We start from the raw sequence: 21,455 nt of genomic DNA, 5'->3' as shown, positions 1-21,455 counted from the left end.
CCTCCGAGCTAGACTATAAGGAAGTTGGAATTCGAACAATAAAGCTAATATTTCCATCGCTAAGAATTGGATATACGACACCTTTATATTTCGATACGATATTTTGTACAGTTGGTAACCCGATTCCTTCATGTGCCTTTTTGGTTGTATGTCCACTATTAAAGATTTTCTGTAAATCCTGCTCAGCCATTTCAGTTGCATTGGTGACTGTAATTACAATATTGTCTCTTTCTTTTGCAATTTGCACTTCGATTACCCGTGCTTCTTTTTGCTTGTATTCTACTTCTTCAACCGCATTTTGGATGAGATTTCCTATTATTTTATTCATTTCGTAAACAGAACAGGGCGTCGTCCGTAAATCATCATAAATAAAATACTTAATTTGAATCCCTTTTTGAGCCGCAAGCTCTTTAAATGTATTCAGTATAGCCCCGATTGCTGGATGATGAAGGGGAAGTAAATCATTGATATATTTCGTATCCGCCACCATGTATTTAATATATTCTTTGCTAGATTCATAATCTTGACGATTGAGCAAAGAATAGATCGTATTTATATGAATATTGAAGTCATGGCGTTGGGAGCGAATGATGCTGTAATAAGAAAGCAGGTCCTCTTGATGCTGACGGTCGAGAAAGAATTGTGAACGCTCTAATTTGTATACAATAGAAGTTCTTAAAAAAAATACAATGAAAATACAAATGATTGTGATCCAAAAAGTTAAAAAAATACGAAAACTTAATCTAAAAAAAGGAAGCTCCGTATATGAATAGTAGAGTCCTAGATCAACAAGGAACAGTAAAACGATAACAAAGAAAATATTTACATTTTGGTTTCCTATACCAAGAACATTTTTTTCAAACCAAACCTTAGGAAATAAGGAAGGGGTTTTATGAAAAATAATATAACCAATTAAAACATTGTTAAGAGCGACAAATAGATCCAATGATAGCTTGATGCCTGTATCCTTTTCTATATGGCTGCTCAATAAAAGTATATCTAGTAGATTATATTCTAAAATTTTTACAATACTTAAGTCGAATGTCAGTGCTAACAGCACTCCAATAGTTATTTGTTTCAGGGGTAATTTAAGTAGTAAAAATAATATAGGGATTAATGCGCAATATAGTACAGGAAGTAGACTTATATAAGTATGAAATAAATAATAGATACAACCAGCTGTGATACTGACTGGCAACAGCTTTTTCACAATGCTCTTAAGATCTGTTTCGACCAATGAGAATCCAAGAAGGAGTCCGGTATTTATTTCAATTGCCCATATTAATATCGAGAAAAAGGCATGTAAAATATTCATGAAATCGGATCACCTTTTCATTCCGTAACAGGTAGCACACATTACGATTTGTTACTATTTTACCATAATAAAAAAAGAGCAAGCAAAAACCAAAATCTGGCCAAGTTCAGGTTTTTTCTTTTTTTATTACTAATTTCTCCACTTATTTTTGCCCAATTGTATCAAATAAGCAGGAATGTGTACAGAATAGGTTCCAAAACAACCACAATGCACGCTGTCTATTGAACTAATAAATAGGAAGAGAGAAAATACAATAAACATACAATCTTTCGTTTGAACATTCAGAAAATATAAAATTCGAAAATCTTCAAACGATGGATATTAATTAAAAGGAGGATTTCTGCATGTCTAAAGTAACTGCAGTAACAAAAGATAATTTCCAACAAGAAGTTCTTGAATGTGAGCTTCCTGTTTTAGTAGATTTTTATACAGATGGTTGCGGACCATGTGAAGCGATGGTGCCTGTTCTTGATGAGGTTTCAGTAAATCTTGAAGGTAAAGTGAAATTTGTAAAGCACCACGTTACGATGGAGGATGTACTTGAAGATCAAAGCTGGATTGTAAAAAAGTATGAAGTTATGGGTTTTCCAACCTTAATTTTATTTAAAAATGGTGAAGTTATGAAAATGTTCATTGGCGCTTTGTATGAAGAAGAACTAATGAAGTTTTTAAGTGACGTCTTATAAAGGTTTGGAAGGAGTGACAACATGCTGCAACAATCAATCGCAGAGAAGGTTATTTATGCTGCCTTGGAAACAGGCGGAGATTTTGCTGAGATATTCGTAGAAGATAAGAAAAATTCTTCTCTTACGATGCTAGGAGGAGCAGTTGAAAAGGCTATTTCAGGCCGCGACTTTGGAGTGGGAATTCGCATTTTAAAGGGTGAGTATTCCGTATATGCCTATACGAATGATGCCAGTGAAGATAACTTAATCAGGGTAGCACGTTCTGCTGCACAGTCAATCCGCAGCAATCCATTAGGGCTTTCAATTGATTTACGAAAAAGCGTCATTGACAACAAACACGAAATAATCGTATTGCCAAACACAATTGAAAAAAATAGAAAAGTAGAATGGATGAGACGAGCGCATGAAGCGGCTAAAGGATATGATCCTGTCATTGCGCAAACGAGCATTTTTTACTTAGATAATATTCAAGATATTTTAATAGCCAATTCAGAAGGTTTATTCATGGAAGATCGCAGAGTGTATAGCCGTCTTGGCATTTCGGCAATGGCCGAGTCGGGTAATGAAAAAGAATCTGCTTTTATGGGACCAGGATATTTCGGTGGGTTAGAGTATATGCAAAATCTTGACATTGAAGCATACGCCAAAGATGTTGCGCGGAGTGCCAAAACAATCCTTTTTGCGGACCATGCCCCTTCAGGAAATTTCCCAGTCGTAATTGATAATGCATTTGGAGGAGTTATCTTCCATGAAGCATGTGGCCATGGGCTAGAGTCTCATGCTGTATCAAGAGGAGCGTCGATTTTTGCAGATAAATTAGGAGAGTCTGTTGCTTCTCCATTGGTAACCGCTTATGACGACGGGACAATTCCAAATACTTGGGGTTCGGTTAATAATGATGATGAGGGGATGCCAACCCAGAAAAATTTATTGATTGAAAATGGTGTTTTAAAGGGCTATCTCATTGATAAACTAGGCAGCCGAAAAATGAAAATGGCTCCTACTGGTTCAGGAAGACGACAATCGTATCTATATGCGCCTACTTCTCGAATGAATAATACGTATATAGCACCTGGTGACTCTAAGCCAGAAGATATTATTGCTAATACGGAACTAGGGATTTATGCGAAACATTTGGATGGTGGCTCGGTTAATCCAGCAACGAGTGATTATAACTTTTCCATCAGCGAAGGGTATATGATCCGAGATGGTAAGATTGCTGAACCAATCAAAGGAGCAGCGCTTATTGGAAAAGGGATTGACACATTAAAGAAAATCGACATGGTTGGGAATAATCTAGAACTTGGCCTTGGCATATGTGGAGCCAGTAGTGGAAACATCCCTGTGACAGTAGGTCAACCGATGATTCGTGTATCTGAATTGACCGTCGGTGGAAGAGGGGGGAATTAATCCATGGATATCCTTGAGTTTCAAAATGAATTGTTTCAAGCAGGTAAGGAATCAGGTTTTACTGAAATGGAAATCTATTATTCTTCCAATAAATCTCTTTCTGTCAACGTCCATAAACAAGAAATTGATGAATACAATATCGCCGAAACAGGCGGTGTCTCATTCCGAGGCTTATTCAATGGTCAGATGGGATATTCCTACGCTGAAAAGATTGATCGTGACTCAATCTCACTTCTACTTGAAGAAGCATTAAGTAATGCGATGGTTCTTGAAATCGAAGATGGAGAAGATTTATTTGAAGGATCTAAAGAATACCCTCCTAACAGACCTTTTTCAGAAGAACTCGAACAGGTGGAGGCAGATAAGTTAATCGAAGCTGCCTTTGAAATGGAACAGACAGCATATGATTTAGATGATCGAGTTCAACTCGTTCAATATTGCTATCTGACTAAAAATATAAGCGAAATATTCATTGCTAACTCAAAAGGACTTCATTGTCATGAAAAAACAGCTTACGTTAGTGGTGGACTTTATCTTGTTGCCAATGATGGTCAATCGACAGCTACTGGTGGAGAATCTGACTACACCTTAACAGAGTTCTCCAAGCTTAATTTTAAAAAAATCGCCAAGAAAGCAGTAGATGAAGCAGTGTCGAAATTAGGAGCCGATTCAATTGAAACGGGAAAATATCCAATCATTTTCCGTGATAGTACTGCAACTGAACTAATTGGTTCCTTCCTTGGGTTACTAACTGCAGAAAATGTACAAAAAGGCTATTCGAAATTTGCTGGAAAACTTGGTGAACAAGTGGCAGGAGAAAATTTCACTTTAATCGATGATCCGTTGATGAAAGATGTTCCTGGATATATTACTTTCGATTCAGAAGGTTTTGCAACGAAGTGCAAAGCAATCATAAAAAATGGCCAATTAATGACCTTCATGCATAACCGAAAAACAGCGAAAAAAGATGGTGTAGAATCTACAGGGAACGCTATGAAATCAGGTTATCGTGGAACCATCTCCGTTGGACCATACAATTTATACCTTGAACCGGGGAATCGTTCATTGGATGAGATGATTTCAACGATAGATAAAGGAATCTTGATTGTAGAGTTACAAGGAGCAAACGCAGGCATCAATACAGTCGCCGGTGACTTTTCCTTAGCTGCAATTGGATTTTTAATCGAAAATGGAAAAGTGGTTCGACCTGTTGATCAAATTACAGTCTCAGGGAACTTCTTTGATCTCATTCACAACATAGAAGAAGTTGGAAGTGATTTACGCATTTTAGGTTCTGTTACATCTCCTTCCATTAAAGTAAAACCGTTGTTGGTTTCTGGTAATAAGACTGAATAAAAATTGGAGGACGTGCATCTTTGTTATTGTACATGCACGTCACTCTATTCTACGAAAAGATTTTTCAGAAGATTTAATTAGTAAAGGGAGAGGGGTGAACGATGTTGGAAAATGAAATGCCCATTCTAAAAAAACACAATGAAAAAGGGATTTGGAAAGCTTACTTCAAATTAATGTTCAAAGCGAAATTACCTTGGGGTTGGCTGATTTTTGTCATTCTCGCGTTTCTTGCTTCTTCAACAGTGACTTTAATATTCCCTCAATATGTCCAAAAAATATATGAAGGAGTTCTAAAAAAAGAAGTCATATATGGAGCAATAACGGTACTTGTGGTAGGGATCCTCGTTGATGGGATTGTTCGTTATTTTAATAAGCTATTAATGTATAAAATTGACATAAGTTATCGTAGCTTGATTTGGGAAAGGCTCATGCTGTCACCACTTTCTTTATATGATCGTGTGAAGCCGACAGAAATGATTAGTAGAGTTACAAATGACGCTGCAACTATCAGCCAAGTACTCGGATCGTGGGTGCCGACCTTGATTGCCAGTGTTTATTATACGATTGCAACAATTGCCATTTTATTTAACTATGATTGGCGATTGGGATTATCTGTATTTATTTATGTTCCTATTTATCTCTTATTTAATATTTATTATGGAAAATGGAATTATCGTGCTAATAAGCTGGCTTTTAACCGTCTATCCCAATTAACACAATTTCTTTCGGAATTATTAATGAGTGTACCTCTTATCAAAACATTCGTCACCGAAACAAAAGAAGAACAGCGTGGAAAAGAATATCTTCAAAGTTATTATAAAGCGAGTTTTAAAAGAGCAATTGTAAACTGGGTAGAAAACCCAATCAGCGGGATTTTGAGTATCACCCAAGAAGTTTTAGTCATAGCTTTTGGTGTTTATCTGGTAAAGACTGGTGCGATTACCCTACCACAATGGATTGGCTTCTTTATGTATGTAGGAATGCTATGGCCAACGTTAATGATATTTATTTATGCTTATATGGAAATGAAGCGAAGCCAAGGGGCTACATCTCGTATAGCAGATTTGATTGATAGTCCATTAGAAGATATTGAAAGACAATTTAACATATCTAGCCTAGACGAAGATATTACATTTAACAATGTATCCTTTAGTTATGTTGATAATAATGAAGTCCTATCTGACCTTGATTTTACAATACTAAATGGAAAAGTCACAGCGATTGTCGGACCGAGTGGAAGCGGAAAATCAACCATTTTTTCTCTACTACAACAATTTTATCAGCCTAATTCAGGCACCATCACGATTGGCGATGGTAAATTAATTAGTGATGTTGACTTAAGGGATTGGCGCAATCTTTTCAGTTATGTAGCGCAAGACAGTCCACTTATTTCTGGTTCTATCCGTGAAAATATAGTCTATGGTGTTGACCGTGAAGTAAGTGAGCTTGAAATCAATCGTGCCGCAGAAGCAGCGAATGCCCTTCAGTTTATTAGAGAATTTCCAAATGGATATGAAACAAATGTAGGTGAAGGTGGGGCTAATCTATCAGGCGGACAACGTCAACGGATAGCGATTGCTCGAGCAATCTTAAGAGATGCGCCGATTCTTCTATTCGATGAGGCGACAGCAAGCCTCGATAGCCAATCAGAAAAGTCAGTACAAGAGGCGATGAAAAAGTTAATGGAAAGCCATACAACAATTATGATTGCTCATGACCTATCAACAATACGCGATGCAGATCAAATTATTTTACTCGACTCTGGAAAAGTGGATGGTATTGGGACTCACGAGCAGCTTATGGAAACGAATGAACTTTATAAGCTGTTTGTTCAGCTTCACATGAATTCACAAGCAGGATAAGACAATGCCATACAACTTTGAAAGGAGGTAAAAGAGATGCAAGAATCAAAAAATCAACATTCTTGGAGAGAATTTTTCAAACTCATCTTTAAATCAAAATTGCCATGGCATTTATATATTGCCGGTTTTGTAGCGGCCATCTTGTCGACCACTTTATCCCTGGGATTACCGCTTGTTATGCAACAAATCATGGCAGGGAAAATTTTTGATAGTGAGATAGTAAAGAAGTATATTCTCTTGAGTAGTATTGCTATTTCATTAGCTGCTGTTTCTGCCTTTTTTGTATCAATTACTGGTCCGGTGACGAAACGAAATATTCAAAGAACGCTCTGGGATAAATTGATTCGTATGCCGATGCGCCAGTATAAGAAACAGCCATCACAACAATTGATCAGTCGGGTCACACAAGATACATCTTTTATTGACCAAGTGATTGATTATTTTAAAATGCTTGTAGTCTCATCATATGGAATGATTGGTTCTTTCGTCATAATGTACAACATGAACGTGAAACTGACTCTAGCGCTACTTCCAGTTATACCTTATATATTGATTGTCACAGCTGTTGTCGGACATTTTACGCAAAAAACGCAGCATGGTGTGCAAGAACAGTTTGCTGGGATCACTGCATTCTTTGCCGAAAGACTTCCACGAGTACGTTTAATTAAATCATTCGGTAAAGAACAGAAGGAAATAGATGATGCAAACTACATCTTAAGAGAACAATATAAAGCAGAGAAAAAGCGGGCATACGTAGATTTATTTGCGGAACCGCTCATGCAAAGTGTACAGGCGATTATTCAAGGAACTGTGCTGCTTTACGGTGCCTACTTGGTAAGCAAGGGCGAAATGAAAGTGAGCCAGGTTATTTCTTTCTTTATGTACGTAGCCTTTATCCATAACAGTGTCTTGAAATATGGCCTCTTTTGGCAAATGTTAAAACAGGCAAAAGGTGCATCGGAAAAAATTTCTTCTATTTTGGATACAAATAGCGAAGAAATGAAGAAACAAGTATCAATGGAAGAAGTACAGAAAAAAGCCGGCGGTGATTTAAGGCTTGAAAATGTTTCTTTTAGCTATGAAGATAAAAACATTTTATCAAATATCAACTTCACGATTCCTGAAGGGAAATTTACAGCGATTGTTGGTCCAAGTGGAGGTGGTAAATCAACCATCCTTAACTTGCTCGAACGATTCTATGATCCGAATGTTGGTCGAATATTAATGGGTAACCAGCCTGTAGATGAAATACATCTCGACGAATGGCGTAAATCAATTTCATATGTATCGCAATCGAGCCCGCTTTTATCAGGAACGATACGAGATAACATTACATATGGCATTGATCGTGAAGTGAGTGATGAAGAAGTTAGGATTGCAGCTGAGATGGCAGATGCTCTTGAATTTATTGATGAATTCCCTGAAGGGCTTGATACAGAAGTCGGCGAATTTGGTTCCCAACTTTCAGGAGGACAACGTCAACGAATTGCAATTGCCCGTGCTTTTATCAAAGATACAAGATATCTAATTCTAGATGAAGCAACAGCTAGCTTGGATGCTCGTTCAGAAAACGAAGTTGAGAATTCATTGAAAGATATTATGGTTGGACGTACAACAATCATGGTTGCGCATGATTTAAACGCAGTTAAACATGCAGATCAAATTATCGTCATTGATTCAGGAAAAGTAAATGGTATTGGCAATCATGAAGAACTATTTGCGAATAATCCTTTATACCGTAGACTAGCTGAAATCCAACAAGAAAAAGATTCTAGGTTAGCTATATTGTAAAAAGAAATAGCGATAATTATTAATATTGTTATATATTTCAAGGGGGAAAAGAACATGAAAAAATTATTACTATTAGTGTTGACTCTTATTCTGTCAACTGCCTTAGCAGCCTGTGGCGGTGATAAAGCGAATAATGAAAAAGCAGATGGCAAAGGAAATGAAGAACAAGTTAAGGGTGAAGATCAAGGAGCAGATGAAGGACAAGCATCTGAAGAAGAGTGGCCAGAAGAACTAATTAATCCTGAGGCAGCAAACAATGAGTACTTTATTAAAGTTCATGATTTGCTAAAAGAAAATGGCTATGAAGTTGGAGAATTAACACCTTCTGACTATTCCTTTTTCAACGCAAAAATGGCAGCACAAATTGAAATTAATGGTGAAGATATGTTCACGCTCCAAATGTATGATTTAGATCCAGCTGATGAAAACTTAGAGCATGCAAGAAAAACTGGCATGGGGACTGCTGAGTATGCAGGAGAAAAAGGAGAAATTCCTGTATTGGTCATCGATCATTACTATTTCTTCCTTGCTGAAGGTCATCCAAATTATGAAGACGTATATAAACTGCTTGAAGAGAAATTAAAATAAGGTTTTGTAATAAAAGATAGGAAGGAGTCTCGATGATTTTATCAAAATATGAGACTCCTTTCGATTTGTAGTCATTATAAGGGGGAAGAACCACCGTGGATCAAACAACTAAAAATAAATGGAAAATCGATACAGCCATCATCCATAACGCCCAAAGACCTTGTTCAAAAACCGGCGCAGTCGCTTCATCTATCGTTCCAGCCGTGGCTTATGCTTTCCCGAATGTTGAGGCAGCTGCATCGTGTGTCGCAGGGGAGAGGGAAGGTACGTATTACGGTCGGTACGGAAATCCGACACAAGAAGTTCTGGAAGAAAAAATTGCTTCGTTGGAAAGTGCAGAGGCTGCTTTAGGAGTCAGTAGTGGAATGGCTGCTATATCTAGCTCTCTGCTTGCCTTTTTACAGCAAGGAGATCATGTCGTATGTACACGTGACGTCTATGGAGGCAGTTATAAATTTCTATCTTCATTGGTACCGCGTTACGGCATTGCTACCGACTTTGTCGACTGTACTAATTTGCAAGTGGTAGAGGATGCCATCCGCCCAAATACAAAAGTACTGTATATAGAAACTCCTTCCAACCCTTGTTTGACCGTACTCGATATTAGGGCACTATCAGAACTTGCCCATGCACGCGGCCTAATAGTAATCGTCGATAATACGTTTATGACACCTTATTTACAGAGACCGCTCGAATTAGGAGCAGATATAGTTGTCCATAGTGCTACGAAATACTTGAACGGACATGGAGATGTAATTGCTGGTTTTATAGTAGGAAAGCATGAACATATTCAATTCATGCGTAAAAATATTATGGGTGATCTTGGCCAAAATATGAACGCTTGGGATGCGTTTATGATTTTGCGTGGATTAAAGACGCTAGGCCTCAGAATAAAGCAACATTGCCACAATGCTGAAGCAATAGCTTTTTTCCTAGCTAAGCATCCGGCTATAGAAAATGTTTACTATCCAGGATTAAGCACTCATCCTCAGCATGAACTGGCAAAACAACAAATGTCAGGCATGGGCGGAATCGTTTCGTTTGAAGTAAAGGGAGGCTTTGAGTCTGCTAAAAGCTTTATTAATGCACTACAACTCGCTATGATCTCTTTCAGCTTAGGCGACCCGGAAACACTCGTTCAGCATCCAGCATCGATGACCCACTTTTCCATCCCGGCTGAAGAACGCGCAAAATTTAATATTTCTGATGGATTAATCCGTTTATCGACAGGCTTAGAGGATTCCGAAGATATCATTGCGGACCTGGAACAAGCATTGAACAGTCTTATAGAGCAGTGGGGTTTCGATAGCTCGTTAGAAGCGGGGGGATACGGTGAAAAGAACGTGAGAAACCGCTAATAGAAGTTGAAAACGTCTAATAGATAGCTCTCGAATCACCTAATAGAATTGCGAAACATATCATAGCCCCCGCTAAAACTCTAAAAAAAGAGTCCGTTCAAGAGTATTTCATACTCCAAAACGGACTCTTTTTTACCTAATTTAATATTTACGGAACGATATTCCCAGCAGCCTTGTAAATTTGATACCATTCTTCTCTTGTGAGTGGAAGTTCAGAACCTTTACAAGCGTCACTTAATCTTCCAGCATTCGTTGTACCAAGCACTACTTGAATATTAGCTGGATGTCGAGTAATCCATGCCGTTGCAATCGCGGTATTGGTTACTTCGTATTTTTCAGCAATTTTATCAATTACTTCATTTAACTCAGGGAAGTTTTCCGTATCACCTAAGAACGGTCCTTTAAAGAATCCTGTTTGATATGGGGACCATGCTTGAATCGTGATATCGTGTAAGCGGCTATATTCTAATATGCTACTGTCGCGATTGATCGATTGGTCGACATTCATATTCAATGTGATTCCAGAATCAATCATTGGTGTGTGTGCAATACTTAGTTGAAGCTGGTTAACGACCAACTTCTGAGAAACATATTTTTGAAGTAAATCAATCTGAGCAGGGTTATGATTCGAAACACCAAAGTATCTTACTTTTCCACTATTATGCAATTCATCAAAAGCTTCGGCCACTTCTTCAGGTTCCATTAATGGATCGGGACGGTGAAGTAGTAAAATATCGAGATAATCCGTTTTTAAGCGCTTTAAAATACTTTCAACGGATGTAATGATATGCTCTTTTGAAAAGTCGAAGTAGCCTGAACGGATTCCGCACTTGCTTTGTAAGATCATTTTTTCACGGATGCTTGGATTCATTTGAATGGCTTCTGCAAACAATTCTTCACATTTTCCCCCGCCATAAATATCCGCATGATCAAAGAAATTAATCCCATGGTCCATTGCGGTACGGATTAAATTCTCAATTTCGGAAAGAGAAAGCTGCGTAATTCGCATATTCCCCATAATAATGTTGGAAACGTTTAAATTTGTATTCTTAATTGGAAAGTATTTCACAGAAAATCCCCCTTATTTTGTTCTCATTCATACTATAAGCTACAAGTAGCCCATCAGGTCAATTAATATGTTTCAGAAATACAAAAAATTCATAATCGTCTACAACTTCATAATGATATAATAAGGGACACGAGATATTCTGAAAAAGAAGGTGTATGTTTGGATACATTTTTCATTTTTATTTTTATCATCTTAGTTGCTTCCATTTTGCAAACTAGTACGGGTTTTGGTTTTTCTATTTTGGCTACACCATTTCTTCTCATGATTTTTGGCGCTAAAGAAGCCATTCAAATCAATCTAATACTGTCTTTCGTTATATCAAGTGCGTTAATTTATAAGATTCGTAAGGATATAGATTATGGTGCATTAAAAAGATTCATAATTGGAAGCGTTGCCGGACTTCCTATTGGGATGATCATCTTCTTAATGTTTGATATGAATAAATTAAAATTCAGTATTAGTATCATCGTCCTAATGCTGACTTTTTTATTAATTTTTAAAGTAAGGATAAGTCAGACGGAAGGTAGAGATATGACAACAGGTAGTCTAGCTGGACTGCTGACGACAAGTATAGGGATGCCCGGACCACCTTTATTACTTTATTTTTCAGGAATAGATTCCAATAAGGAAAAATTACGGGCCACGACATTGGCATTCTATTTGTTTATCTATTTTATTAGTTTGTTGATACAGGTGATCTTTGCCGGAACAAATAAAACAATATGGATATCAAGCGGGTATGCTTTGCCATTTGTCATAATAGGTATGTATGTAGGACAGCTTTTGTTTGTAAAAATAAATCAACGTTTGTTTCGAATCTTTACATATAGCATCCTTATTTTCACTGGCTTCTATTTGTTAGTGGAAAGTTTGAAATAAATATCTTGGAGGGGAAGAATATGTCAAAAAAGCTGCCACATATCGTTATTTTTAATCCGGATCAATGGCGGGGTGATGTGATGGGACATTTAGGCAACCAAGCTGCTGTCACACCTAATTTGGATCGGTTGGTTGAAACAGAAGCGGTATCGTTTGAGCGGGCATTTTGTCAAAATCCTGTTTGTACACCTAGCCGTTGTTCCTTCATGAGCGGTTGGTACCCTCATATAAAAGGGAATCGGACGATTTTTCATATGATGCAGCCGGAAGACCCTGTTTTATTACGGACGTTAAAAAAGTTAGGGTATTACGTATGGTGGGGGGGTAAAAATGATTTAATTCCTAATGATGCTGATTTCTCTGAGTACTGTGATGAAAAATATGTTCCAGAGCCCCCAAAAGTGAAGGCTACATATAATATGGATTGGCGAGGTGAGCTAGATAGCCCTGGGTATTATTCTTTTTTTGGAGGAAAAGTAGAGGACAACCATGGTTTAAAAGGATTTGCTGAAAATGATTGGGGTTATATACACGGAGCAATCGATCGGATAAAAAATGCTCCGGAAGATAAACCATTGTGTATTTATCTACCAATCTTGTATCCGCACCCTCCTTATGCTGTTGAAGAACCATGGTTTAGTATGATTGACCGCGATCAACTTCCAGAAAGAGTAAAACCCCCTAAAGATTTTTCTGGCAAAGCAAGTATGCTAAAAGGAATTGCTGAAATCCAAAACTTAGAATCGTGGCCAGAAGAGAACTGGACTGAATTAAGAGCCACGTACTACGGGATGTGCGCTCGAGTTGATCATCAGTTCGGCTTAATTATGGAAGCCTTGAAAGAAGCGGGAATCTATGATGATACAGCTATTTTCTTCTTCTCGGATCACGGTGACTACACAGGAGATTTTAATCTAGCGGAAAAAAATCAAAATACATTTGAAGATTGTTTAACAAATATTCCGTTTATCATAAAACCACCTAATAACGTTCCTATTAAACCTGGTGTACGTGATGCCTTAGTGGAATTAGTAGATTTCTCCGCTACCGTGGAAGATTTGCTTGGAATTGTGCCAGAGCATACCCATTTTGGTAAATCACTCCTTCCAATTATTGCAGGAGAAGTTGATGAACACCGCGATGCGGTCTTTTCTGAAGGAGGAAGACTTCACGGAGAGACACATTGTATGGAATTGGAGGCAATCGACCAACAGCAGCCAGGGGCATTATATTATCCAAGGTTAAAATTGCAGAGAAGTAAAGGTCCTGAGCATACGAAAGCAATTATGTGCCGAACAAAGGATTATAAATATGTACAACGATTATATGAAGAAGATGAATTGTATGATCTAAATGCTGATCCCCATGAAGTAAACAATCGAATCAACGATCCAGAACTAGCAGATATATTATTGAAAATGAAAGATCGTTTATTAACGTTCCATTTGGCAACTTCTGATGTTGTTCGTCATAAACCGGATGTTAGGTTTTAAAGCTTAATGACTATTGGTCGATTGAAGCCCTGAGTAAAGTAAAGTCCGATGATGAAAGTCGTCAATCCAGCTATTGAGGCCGTAAGCAAGGCTAAATTCAACGACGAAGGTCACCTATCAGTAGATTGAAGCCCTGAGTAAAGTAAAGTCCTATGATGAAAGTCGTCAATCCAGCTATTGAGGCCCTAAGCAAGGCTAAATTCAACGACGAAGGTCACCTATCAGTAGATTGAAGCCCTGAGTAAAGTAAAATCCGATGATGAAGGTCGTCAATTCAGCTATTGTGGTCGTAAGTAAGGCTAAATTCATCGACGAAGGTCACCAATCAGTGATTGATAGATGGGTATGTCAACCTTGATGAAAAAGGAGAAGTCTAAATTTTTTTCAATAAAAATAATATGCTGAGGTGGATTATGAATATCGAAATCCAAACTATTAAAAAAGAAAATTATGAAATCGCTCATGACTTTCAATGTGAATATTTAGATGACGAAAGTTTTCAAGATTTTTCATTTAGAGTTGAGTGCAATCCCGACCTATATCTCATTGCAATGAATGAACAGGAACTAGCAGGGGTTTGTTACGGGCATCCCTCAAATAGAGATGAGCAAGCCATACAGTTACAAGGAATTGCGGTAAATTTAGAAGAAGAAAAAGGATATGCTAGAAAAGGAATTGGTTCCAAACTGATTGCGGATTTTGAAAAAACAGCCAAACGTTTAGGCTATAAGAAACTGGATCTTGGCTCTGCTGATGATGTGAAAGTGGAAAAATTTTATTTGAAAAATGGTTTTCAGCCGTCCGAACTGGTGGCAAAAAATTCGAATCATGAGGAGTACGAAAGAGTAAAAATAGATGATTATGAAACAGGTAAAAAAGTTCAAGAACAATTGCGTATGAAATATAATCCGGATGAGGTTATTTTTATTTTTCAAAAACAAATGTAAAAATAAGGAGAGGATGATTCCATCTCCTTATTTTTCGGACTCGTGGAGCGGGATGCGTATTTCTACTTGCGTCCCTTTATTTTGAACACTTTGAATCGTGATGGTTCCGTTATGAGAATCTATGATCCTTTTACAAACTGTTAATCCTAACCCGGAGCCTTCTTCCTTCATTGTAAAGAAAGGATTAAATACTTGATCAAGTTTGTCCCGAGGAATTCCTTTTCCATCGTCGGTCACGTGAATAACACACTCATCTTGAACTTTTTCCAATACAATTGATAATTTCCCATCCTCTACAATTGCATGTAAAGAATTCTTAGTAAGATTGAGCAACACTTGTTTAATTTGATCTTTTACACATGATATAGGCAATTTGTGTTTAGAATATTTTATGACTAATTCCACATTCATGTAATTGGCTTCTGATTGGATAATAGGTGCAATTTCTTGTACGATGTTGTTCGTATCGCAAACTTCAAATGTATATGCCGTTGGCCGACCAAGTAAAAGTAATTCACTAACAATGGCATTAATTCGGGTGATTTCGTTTTGGATAACCCCGTAATAAAATTGTGCTTTTTGATCATGGTTTTCTTCACTTAATAATGAAATAAGTCCTTTTATTCCAGTCAACGGATTTCGGATTTCATGAGCTGTACTAGCAGCAAGTTTACCAAGTAATTCAATTTTATGATGTTCAATTTGTGCTCTCTCTTTTTTTCCTTTTTTGTGCAATAGAAAATAATGAACTACTAAAAATACTAAATTTACGATAAACATTACTAATACAAAGTAATAAAAAAAGATATTAAAAAATGAGTCATTTTCCTCATTTATCACTTTTGCAGTAAGTGTCCATGGAAGTTGTGTAATCTCCGTACTGGCCTCAATATATTGTTCAGTTGGGATAGGGGTATTTGTTTCGATTTCCGTCTTCCCATCTTCATTTTTTACAATGATAATTTCATCTTTTATTATGTTCTTGATTGATTGTTCCACTTCATCTAGTCTAATGCTGACGAGCAGAACACCTTTTGTAATGGCATCTGGACTGATAGGAGTGGCTGCTGTAATAATTTCCAGCTTTGTTACACGTCCTATATGTGATTGTGAAAAAGTTGTTTTTCCTGTTTTAATTGATTCTTGAAAATAACTACGATCGCTTACGTTGACATAATGAGTTAAAGGGTTTGAACTCACAATGAAATCCCCTTTAGGATCAACTAAATAAAGACCTGAAAAACGATCGTCCTGCTCGTGTGTTTCTTTTAAAATTTCATAAATATTGTCTAAGTCATCATGCTGAGTGTTGATCAAAGTGGCTAGCATTTCTAATCTTCCAATGGTTTCTCCAATAAAATTATTTAAATTACTCGCATGAATTTTTGCACATTGGTCAGCTTTGCTTTGATATTTAGTTTTTAGATTTTCTATATTTTGGTTCGCGAGTATGCAACTAATAATAATTGACGGCACCAATGTAACTAGTAGATAGATCGACCATTTTTTCACAAGTTTCATGATGTTCAATTTATGTAACAAAGGATCTTCCCCTTAATCGTTATTGTTTAATTTTACCATTATTCGACAAATAGTAACATATTCATATAGTTTTTTAATATAATATTTTTGTTTTTCATCCTAAAAGGGCATAACTATGCCATTTGTCTTAAGTCTAATATCCTAAAATCTAGAAAAGTAAAAAAGTGTAGGAAAAAACAGACGATGTATTGTATATTGTTTTATGTGTTATATAAAAGCAATTCTAGTCCCCATTAATTGGAGCTCATAATGTTACGATTCGGATTTTATTATTAAAGGGAAGGGATTGCTTATATGCAAGAATACACTTTTAAAAAAAGGCCAGTTATAACTATTGCCTTAATTACTGCCATCTGTTTATTGGGAAATGAAATGTTATTTATTGTCCTTCCAATCTATTGGAAATTTTTTGGACTAGATTCATTGTGGCAGGTAGGGGTTCTACTTTCAATAAATCGTTTTGTTAGAATACCAATCAATTCTATTGTTGGCTGGTGTTATCATAAAATAAGTAAACGAACAGGGGTTTTGTTCGCGATTGTTTTGGCATCGTTTTCAACCTATTCATATGGAGTATTAAAAGGTTTTTGGCTGCTTTTATTAGTAAGAATTCTATGGGGCGTTGCGTGGTCTTTTTTACGCCTTGGGGGATATTTAACCGTTATTGCAAGTAGTGATGGAAAAACGAGAGGACAGTTAATCGGCTTATATAATGGGCTATGGGGATTAGGTACTTTGTTTGGTATGTTAATTGGCGGATTATTAAGCGATTTGGTTGGCATTTCTTCCATTACAACCGGGTTTGCCATTTTAGCAGTTTTAACAATACCGCTGGCAATTAAGTTTATTCCCAATGTACCGAACGCGGAACATTCAGTGGAGAAGCAAACGGGTTCTACTTTAGGAAGCGCTCTCCATAGAAAAGTGTTGTTCAATGGGTTATTCGTTGCTTTCGTTGTGTATGGAGTCTTTTTCACTACGATTAGTAAAGTGATTGAGTTTCATTTGGATGGGACTGTTTTGATATGGGGAATGTCCATCGGAGCAGCAGCGATTACAGGAGTAGTCCAATCGGTTAAAATGGGCATCGATCCATTTTTAGCTCCAGCAATTGGCAGGTGGTCAGATCTTAAATTTGGAAGAGTTCCACTTTTAACCATAGCTTTTTTGGGAGGGGCCTTGTTTCTAGCGGTTATTCCGTTTGCGGTAAATTATGCGTTATTACTTGCTATGATTTTAGCTTTCCAGATTATTTGTACTTTATTAATTACAATGAGTGATTCTTTGGCTGCTGACTTGGCTAAAGGTCCGCTATCCATTAAAACGATGACCAATTATACTTTATTTGCCGACCTTGGAGCAGCAGTAGGACCTTTATTGAGTTTTATTGTTTTAGATTTTGTCGGTTTACCATGGCTATATGGGTTTACGAGTTTGCTATTATTTATAGCTTTTCTCTTTTGGTTAAAAGAAATACGGAAGCAAAAAGTGCAGAGTACCTCAATGCAAGAAATAGGTTTATAAGGGGGAAGAACAATGGGAGAACAATTAAGATTTCGGGAAGATGGTACATTTAAAATTCTTCAGTTCACAGATTTACATATTGGTGGAGATGTAGAAAAAGAAGAAGATATTAAAACCTTTCAAACAATTGATAAAGTCATTGAAGCAGAAATCCCTGATTTAATTGCTATTACTGGTGATCTAATTTGGAGTGAAGGTGTTGATCAGCCTGGAAAATCATATCGAAGAGTGCTAGATCATATTGATAAGTGGAATATTCCGTTTGCAATTGTGTATGGGAATCATGACTCTGAAGCAAATATCACTCGCGAAGAATTATTTAAGATTCAGGAGGATTATGCAAATTCGCTGGCACAGGCAGGTCCAGCTCATATTCATGGTGTGGGTAATTACTCTTTACCTATTCAATCGTCGAAAAATGATGTAGTAGAATCTGTTTTATATTTTATTGACTCTGGTGCTTATGCACCTGCACATATAGGTGGATATGAGTGGATACACCATGATCAAGTCAATTGGTATGTAGACGAATCTAAGAAGTATGCTAGGATAGACGGCAATCCACTTCCAGCATTGGCCTTTTTCCATATTCCTTTACCTGAATACAATGATGTTTTTCAATATGGGAAAATGTCAGGGATTAAAAATGAGATGATCTGCTCTCCAAAAATAAATAGTGGACTATTTACCGCCATGCTCGAGTCGGGAGATGTTATGGGGACGTTTGTCGGGCATGACCATGATAACGATTTTTGCGGCGAGCTTTATGGAATCTCCTTATGCTACGGTCGTTCAGTTGGATATAACGTGTATGGTGGACTGGAGCGTGGAGGACGGGTCATCCAATTATATGAAGGAAAACGCGAGTTTGATAGCTGGGTTCGAATTGGTGATGGAAAAGTAGTTTCGCATTACAAGCATAAGGAAAAATCGGAAAGCTAATATAACAAAAAGCGGATGTTGAAAGGTAGCCAACATTCGCTTTTGTCATTTTTATAAAGAAATCGTATCTCCAACAGAAATATGCTGATGTGTAATCGTCCCAGTAGGTAGCTCTAATGTAGCATACGCATTGCGAACAGGTGGGACCATTTTCCACGGTTGCAAACCAGAAACGACTTTCACAACTTTGTTCGCTTGATCCAGAAAAACGACATCAATGGCAAATCTCATAAAAAACATATGAATCGAATTGCACGGCGTAATAAGAAGCCCTTCCTCCTTTATTGGTTCTTTATAAAATAATAATCCTTTCAAACGTTTCCACGATGTATCCGCTCTATGAATCGTTAATGGCAAATGAATTTCTTTCCCTAGCATAAATATCACTCCTTAAGATCTGTTTATATTATTCATTATACAGAACGAAAAGTTCTTTATAAAAAATGAAATAGTGAGAAAAAGTGAGATAAATAGAGTAAATTAAAGATAAAAGTTCATTATATAGAACGAATGGGCGATAATGACTATTTTCAAACACCTCCGTTCACTATATACTACAATTAAGTTCTTGATACAGAACAAAACCAAAAAAACTATTTTATAGGGGGAAGTAAACAATGATGAAACAAGTAATGAGACTTTTCAAGGAAGAAGAAGGACAAGCATTGACAGAGTATGGGTTGTTGGTTGGCCTGATTGCGATTGCGGTTATTGGAACATTAATGCTTATTGCGCCTGAACTTGACAGGATATTTGAATTAATCGCAACTACTTTACAAGGTGTTTAATAAACAAAACTAATAAGCAAGCAGCCCTGCTCCGGCGGGGCTCATTTTTATAGTAAAGGAGAATTCCTATGTCTAATATTGCACTTATTCTTATCCTCACCATTTGCATCATTACAGATCTTCGCAGCCGAAAAATATTAAACATTGTCACTTTGCCAGCCATTCTAATTGCTCTCATCTATCATATTTTTACATCTGGTTTCCAAGGTTTGTCATTCAGTGGTTTAGGGTTCTTAGTAGGTTTAGGGTTGTTAATCATCCCATTTTTAATGGGAGGAATCGGTGCCGGTGATGTAAAGTTGCTTGCCGCAATCGGTGCTTTGAAAGGAACGATGTTTGTTCTTTATACAGGTTTATTTGCAGGAATCATCGGAGGACTTATATCTATTTTTATTTTGCTAAAAAGGAAGCAGCTCGGTTTTACTCTCAAATCTATGATGTTCTCGGTTCTTTTCCTGAAAAGTACAAAGGGATCACTTCAATTTAGTAGTGATACAAAGTCGCTTTCCATCCCTTACGCAATCCCAATCGCCATCGGTTCTTTCTTAACATTATTAAAGGAGATTTACGTATGAAATCTCAAAAAGGTCAGTCATTGGTAGAAACGGCATTAATTCTCCCAATATTAATTATGCTACTTTTTGGAATCGTAGATTTTGGAAGGGTCTTTCATGCCTACTTAACACTTGATCATGCGGGAAGAGAAGCCGCAAGGGATGCAGCAATTGGAAAAGAAGATGGTGAAATAAAAAGCAAGACTGAAAGTGCTACGACAAGTCTTGGAGATGGAGTAGGGATCACGATTTCTCCTGCTGGCAAGGCTAATCGAACAAGCGGAAATGATGTGACAATTACATTGACCTATACCGTTGATTTAATAACACCAATCCTAGGTCAAACGGTTAAAAGCATTGATGTGGAAAATAAAACGGTCATGAGGGTGGAGTAATGAAAAGGTTAGCTCAAATGATTGCAAGAATTTTAAGAGAACAAAGCGGGGTTTCAATGATCCTCGTTGCACTAGGAATGTTCATGCTCATTGGCTTTACTGCGTTTGTCGTCGATGTTGGAAATCTTTATTTTGAAAAAAGCCGTCTTCAAAAAGCGCTTGATGCAGCTGTCCTAGCTGGTGCACAAAGGTTAAAAGTTTCTGAAAGTGAGGCTGAAAATGTAGCTATTAATATAGCTAACCAAAATGGGTTTACTGTGACAACCGATGAAGTTGATACGGGAGCTAACTTCATTGAAATAAAAAAGACGGTCAATAAACAGTTAACATTTGCTAGAGTACTAGGATTTAGTGATAGCGATGTGGGCGCATATGCGCGAGCTGAAACTCTTGAAACGTTAATAAAAGGAGAGGGAATTATTCCAGTTGCTATGGAGGATGTAGTGTATAATCCGGGAGATTCGTATACCATGCACTTCCAAGCTGGGAATCCAAACAATGCTTCTGTTAACGGAAACTTTGGTTTTTTGGCTATTAATGGTCCCGGTGGATCTGATTTAAAAGAAGGGATTATGCATGGAGCAAACCGAGAAATAAATGAAGAATTTGAATATACGAAAACGGGTCTATCTTGGGGAAATGTAAAGTCTGCCTTTGAATATCGAATCGGACAAGATAACACTAAACCACATTGCTCATCGTATACTACGGCCGATCAGACATGCAGTCGAGTTGTGACAGTTCCAATTGTTGAAACTTTCCAAGGGGCAAACGGGAAATCAATGGTTAAGATTGTTGGATTTGCTTCCTTTTGGATTGAAAGTGTGAATCCAAACGGAAACAATAAGTCGGTAATAGGCCGATTTATCCCTACGGTTGGATCAGGTGAATTTAGTGAAGGTGAAAACTACGGAATTTTTACTGTAAAGCTAGTGAATTAGAAATGAAATAGAAAG

The 21,455-nt window shown here is 37.2% G+C and carries 20 protein-coding genes; 16 read left to right on the top strand and 4 right to left on the bottom strand.

What is annotated here, in order from left to right; translation table 11 throughout:
• Window positions 1-13: 13 nt before the first annotated feature.
• Complete coding sequence (locus tag KHA93_RS15215) at window positions 14-1,315, bottom strand: sensor histidine kinase (protein WP_213111513.1); 1,302 nt, start codon at window positions 1,313-1,315, stop codon at window positions 14-16.
• 344 nt (window positions 1,316-1,659) lie between these two features.
• Between KHA93_RS15215 and KHA93_RS15210 the strand changes: the two genes are divergently transcribed.
• The 7 genes from KHA93_RS15210 to KHA93_RS15180 all read left to right on the top strand — a co-directional run bounded on the left by KHA93_RS15210 (window position 1,660) and on the right by KHA93_RS15180 (window position 10,366).
• Window positions 1,660-2,001, top strand: coding sequence for a thioredoxin family protein (locus KHA93_RS15210; protein ID WP_213111512.1), 342 nt, complete (start codon window positions 1,660-1,662; stop codon window positions 1,999-2,001).
• Between the two features lie 21 nt (window positions 2,002-2,022).
• The gene (locus KHA93_RS15205) at window positions 2,023-3,411 is read left to right on the top strand and encodes a TldD/PmbA family protein (RefSeq protein ID WP_213111511.1); all 1,389 of its coding nucleotides are present in this window, start codon (window positions 2,023-2,025) and stop codon (window positions 3,409-3,411) included.
• Between the two features lie 3 nt (window positions 3,412-3,414).
• On the top strand, window positions 3,415-4,767 hold the full coding sequence (locus KHA93_RS15200) for a TldD/PmbA family protein (protein WP_213111510.1): 1,353 nt from the start codon (window positions 3,415-3,417) through the stop codon (window positions 4,765-4,767).
• Window positions 4,768-4,868: 101 nt separating this feature from the next.
• Window positions 4,869-6,629: an ABC transporter ATP-binding protein gene (locus KHA93_RS15195; protein ID WP_213111509.1), complete on the top strand. Its 1,761-nt coding sequence runs from the start codon at window positions 4,869-4,871 to the stop codon at window positions 6,627-6,629.
• Between the two features lie 36 nt (window positions 6,630-6,665).
• Complete coding sequence (locus tag KHA93_RS15190; protein ID WP_213111508.1) at window positions 6,666-8,420, top strand: ABC transporter ATP-binding protein; 1,755 nt, start codon at window positions 6,666-6,668, stop codon at window positions 8,418-8,420.
• Between the two features lie 54 nt (window positions 8,421-8,474).
• Window positions 8,475-9,008, top strand: a complete 534-nt coding sequence (locus KHA93_RS15185) for a hypothetical protein (protein WP_213111507.1) — start codon at window positions 8,475-8,477, stop codon at window positions 9,006-9,008.
• A 95-nt stretch (window positions 9,009-9,103) separates the two neighbouring features.
• Window positions 9,104-10,366 (top strand): trans-sulfuration enzyme family protein, encoded by a 1,263-nt coding sequence (locus KHA93_RS15180; RefSeq protein ID WP_213111506.1) that lies wholly within the window; start codon window positions 9,104-9,106, stop codon window positions 10,364-10,366.
• A gap of 148 nt (window positions 10,367-10,514) precedes the next feature.
• Here the strand turns inward: KHA93_RS15180 and KHA93_RS15175 are convergent, their stop codons facing one another.
• Window positions 10,515-11,435, bottom strand: coding sequence for an aldo/keto reductase (locus tag KHA93_RS15175; RefSeq protein WP_213111505.1), 921 nt, complete (start codon window positions 11,433-11,435; stop codon window positions 10,515-10,517).
• Window positions 11,436-11,594: 159 nt separating this feature from the next.
• Between KHA93_RS15175 and KHA93_RS15170 the strand changes: the two genes are divergently transcribed.
• The 3 genes from KHA93_RS15170 to KHA93_RS15160 all read left to right on the top strand — a co-directional run bounded on the left by KHA93_RS15170 (window position 11,595) and on the right by KHA93_RS15160 (window position 14,754).
• Window positions 11,595-12,314 carry a sulfite exporter TauE/SafE family protein gene (locus tag KHA93_RS15170; RefSeq protein WP_213111504.1) on the top strand — a complete coding sequence of 240 codons (720 nt, stop codon included), beginning with the start codon at window positions 11,595-11,597 and terminating at the stop codon, window positions 12,312-12,314.
• Between the two features lie 20 nt (window positions 12,315-12,334).
• Complete coding sequence (locus KHA93_RS15165; protein ID WP_213111503.1) at window positions 12,335-13,807, top strand: sulfatase family protein; 1,473 nt, start codon at window positions 12,335-12,337, stop codon at window positions 13,805-13,807.
• A gap of 398 nt (window positions 13,808-14,205) precedes the next feature.
• Window positions 14,206-14,754, top strand: a complete 549-nt coding sequence (locus tag KHA93_RS15160; protein ID WP_213111502.1) for a GNAT family N-acetyltransferase — start codon at window positions 14,206-14,208, stop codon at window positions 14,752-14,754.
• Between the two features lie 27 nt (window positions 14,755-14,781).
• Here KHA93_RS15160 and KHA93_RS15155 read toward each other — a convergent pair whose 3' ends face one another.
• Window positions 14,782-16,275, bottom strand: coding sequence for an ATP-binding protein (locus KHA93_RS15155; protein WP_213111501.1), 1,494 nt, complete (start codon window positions 16,273-16,275; stop codon window positions 14,782-14,784).
• 315 nt (window positions 16,276-16,590) lie between these two features.
• Between KHA93_RS15155 and KHA93_RS15150 the strand changes: the two genes are divergently transcribed.
• Window positions 16,591-17,820, top strand: coding sequence for an MFS transporter (locus KHA93_RS15150; protein ID WP_213111500.1), 1,230 nt, complete (start codon window positions 16,591-16,593; stop codon window positions 17,818-17,820).
• Window positions 17,821-17,832: 12 nt separating this feature from the next.
• Window positions 17,833-18,762 (top strand): metallophosphoesterase family protein, encoded by a 930-nt coding sequence (locus KHA93_RS15145; RefSeq protein ID WP_213111499.1) that lies wholly within the window; start codon window positions 17,833-17,835, stop codon window positions 18,760-18,762.
• Between the two features lie 51 nt (window positions 18,763-18,813).
• Here KHA93_RS15145 and KHA93_RS15140 read toward each other — a convergent pair whose 3' ends face one another.
• Window positions 18,814-19,140, bottom strand: a complete 327-nt coding sequence (locus KHA93_RS15140) for a DUF192 domain-containing protein (RefSeq protein ID WP_213111498.1) — start codon at window positions 19,138-19,140, stop codon at window positions 18,814-18,816.
• Between the two features lie 239 nt (window positions 19,141-19,379).
• Between KHA93_RS15140 and KHA93_RS15135 the strand changes: the two genes are divergently transcribed.
• The 4 genes from KHA93_RS15135 to KHA93_RS15120 all read left to right on the top strand — a co-directional run bounded on the left by KHA93_RS15135 (window position 19,380) and on the right by KHA93_RS15120 (window position 21,440).
• Complete coding sequence (locus KHA93_RS15135) at window positions 19,380-19,550, top strand: Flp family type IVb pilin (RefSeq protein ID WP_213111497.1); 171 nt, start codon at window positions 19,380-19,382, stop codon at window positions 19,548-19,550.
• A gap of 68 nt (window positions 19,551-19,618) precedes the next feature.
• On the top strand, window positions 19,619-20,125 hold the full coding sequence (locus KHA93_RS15130; RefSeq protein WP_213111496.1) for an A24 family peptidase: 507 nt from the start codon (window positions 19,619-19,621) through the stop codon (window positions 20,123-20,125).
• Entirely contained in the window at window positions 20,122-20,499 is a 378-nt protein-coding gene (locus KHA93_RS15125) for a TadE/TadG family type IV pilus assembly protein (protein ID WP_213111495.1), read from the top strand. The genes KHA93_RS15130 and KHA93_RS15125 overlap by 4 nt, the downstream gene beginning before the upstream one ends.
• Window positions 20,499-21,440, top strand: coding sequence for a pilus assembly protein TadG-related protein (locus KHA93_RS15120; protein ID WP_213111494.1), 942 nt, complete (start codon window positions 20,499-20,501; stop codon window positions 21,438-21,440). The genes KHA93_RS15125 and KHA93_RS15120 overlap by 1 nt, the downstream gene beginning before the upstream one ends.
• Window positions 21,441-21,455: the final 15 nt, after the last annotated feature.

The sequence above is a fragment of the Lederbergia citrisecunda genome, from assembly GCF_018343695.1.
Lineage (GTDB): Bacteria > Bacillota > Bacilli > Bacillales > Bacillaceae_C > Lederbergia > Lederbergia citrisecunda.
This window is presented reverse-complemented; position numbering and strand designations above follow the sequence as displayed.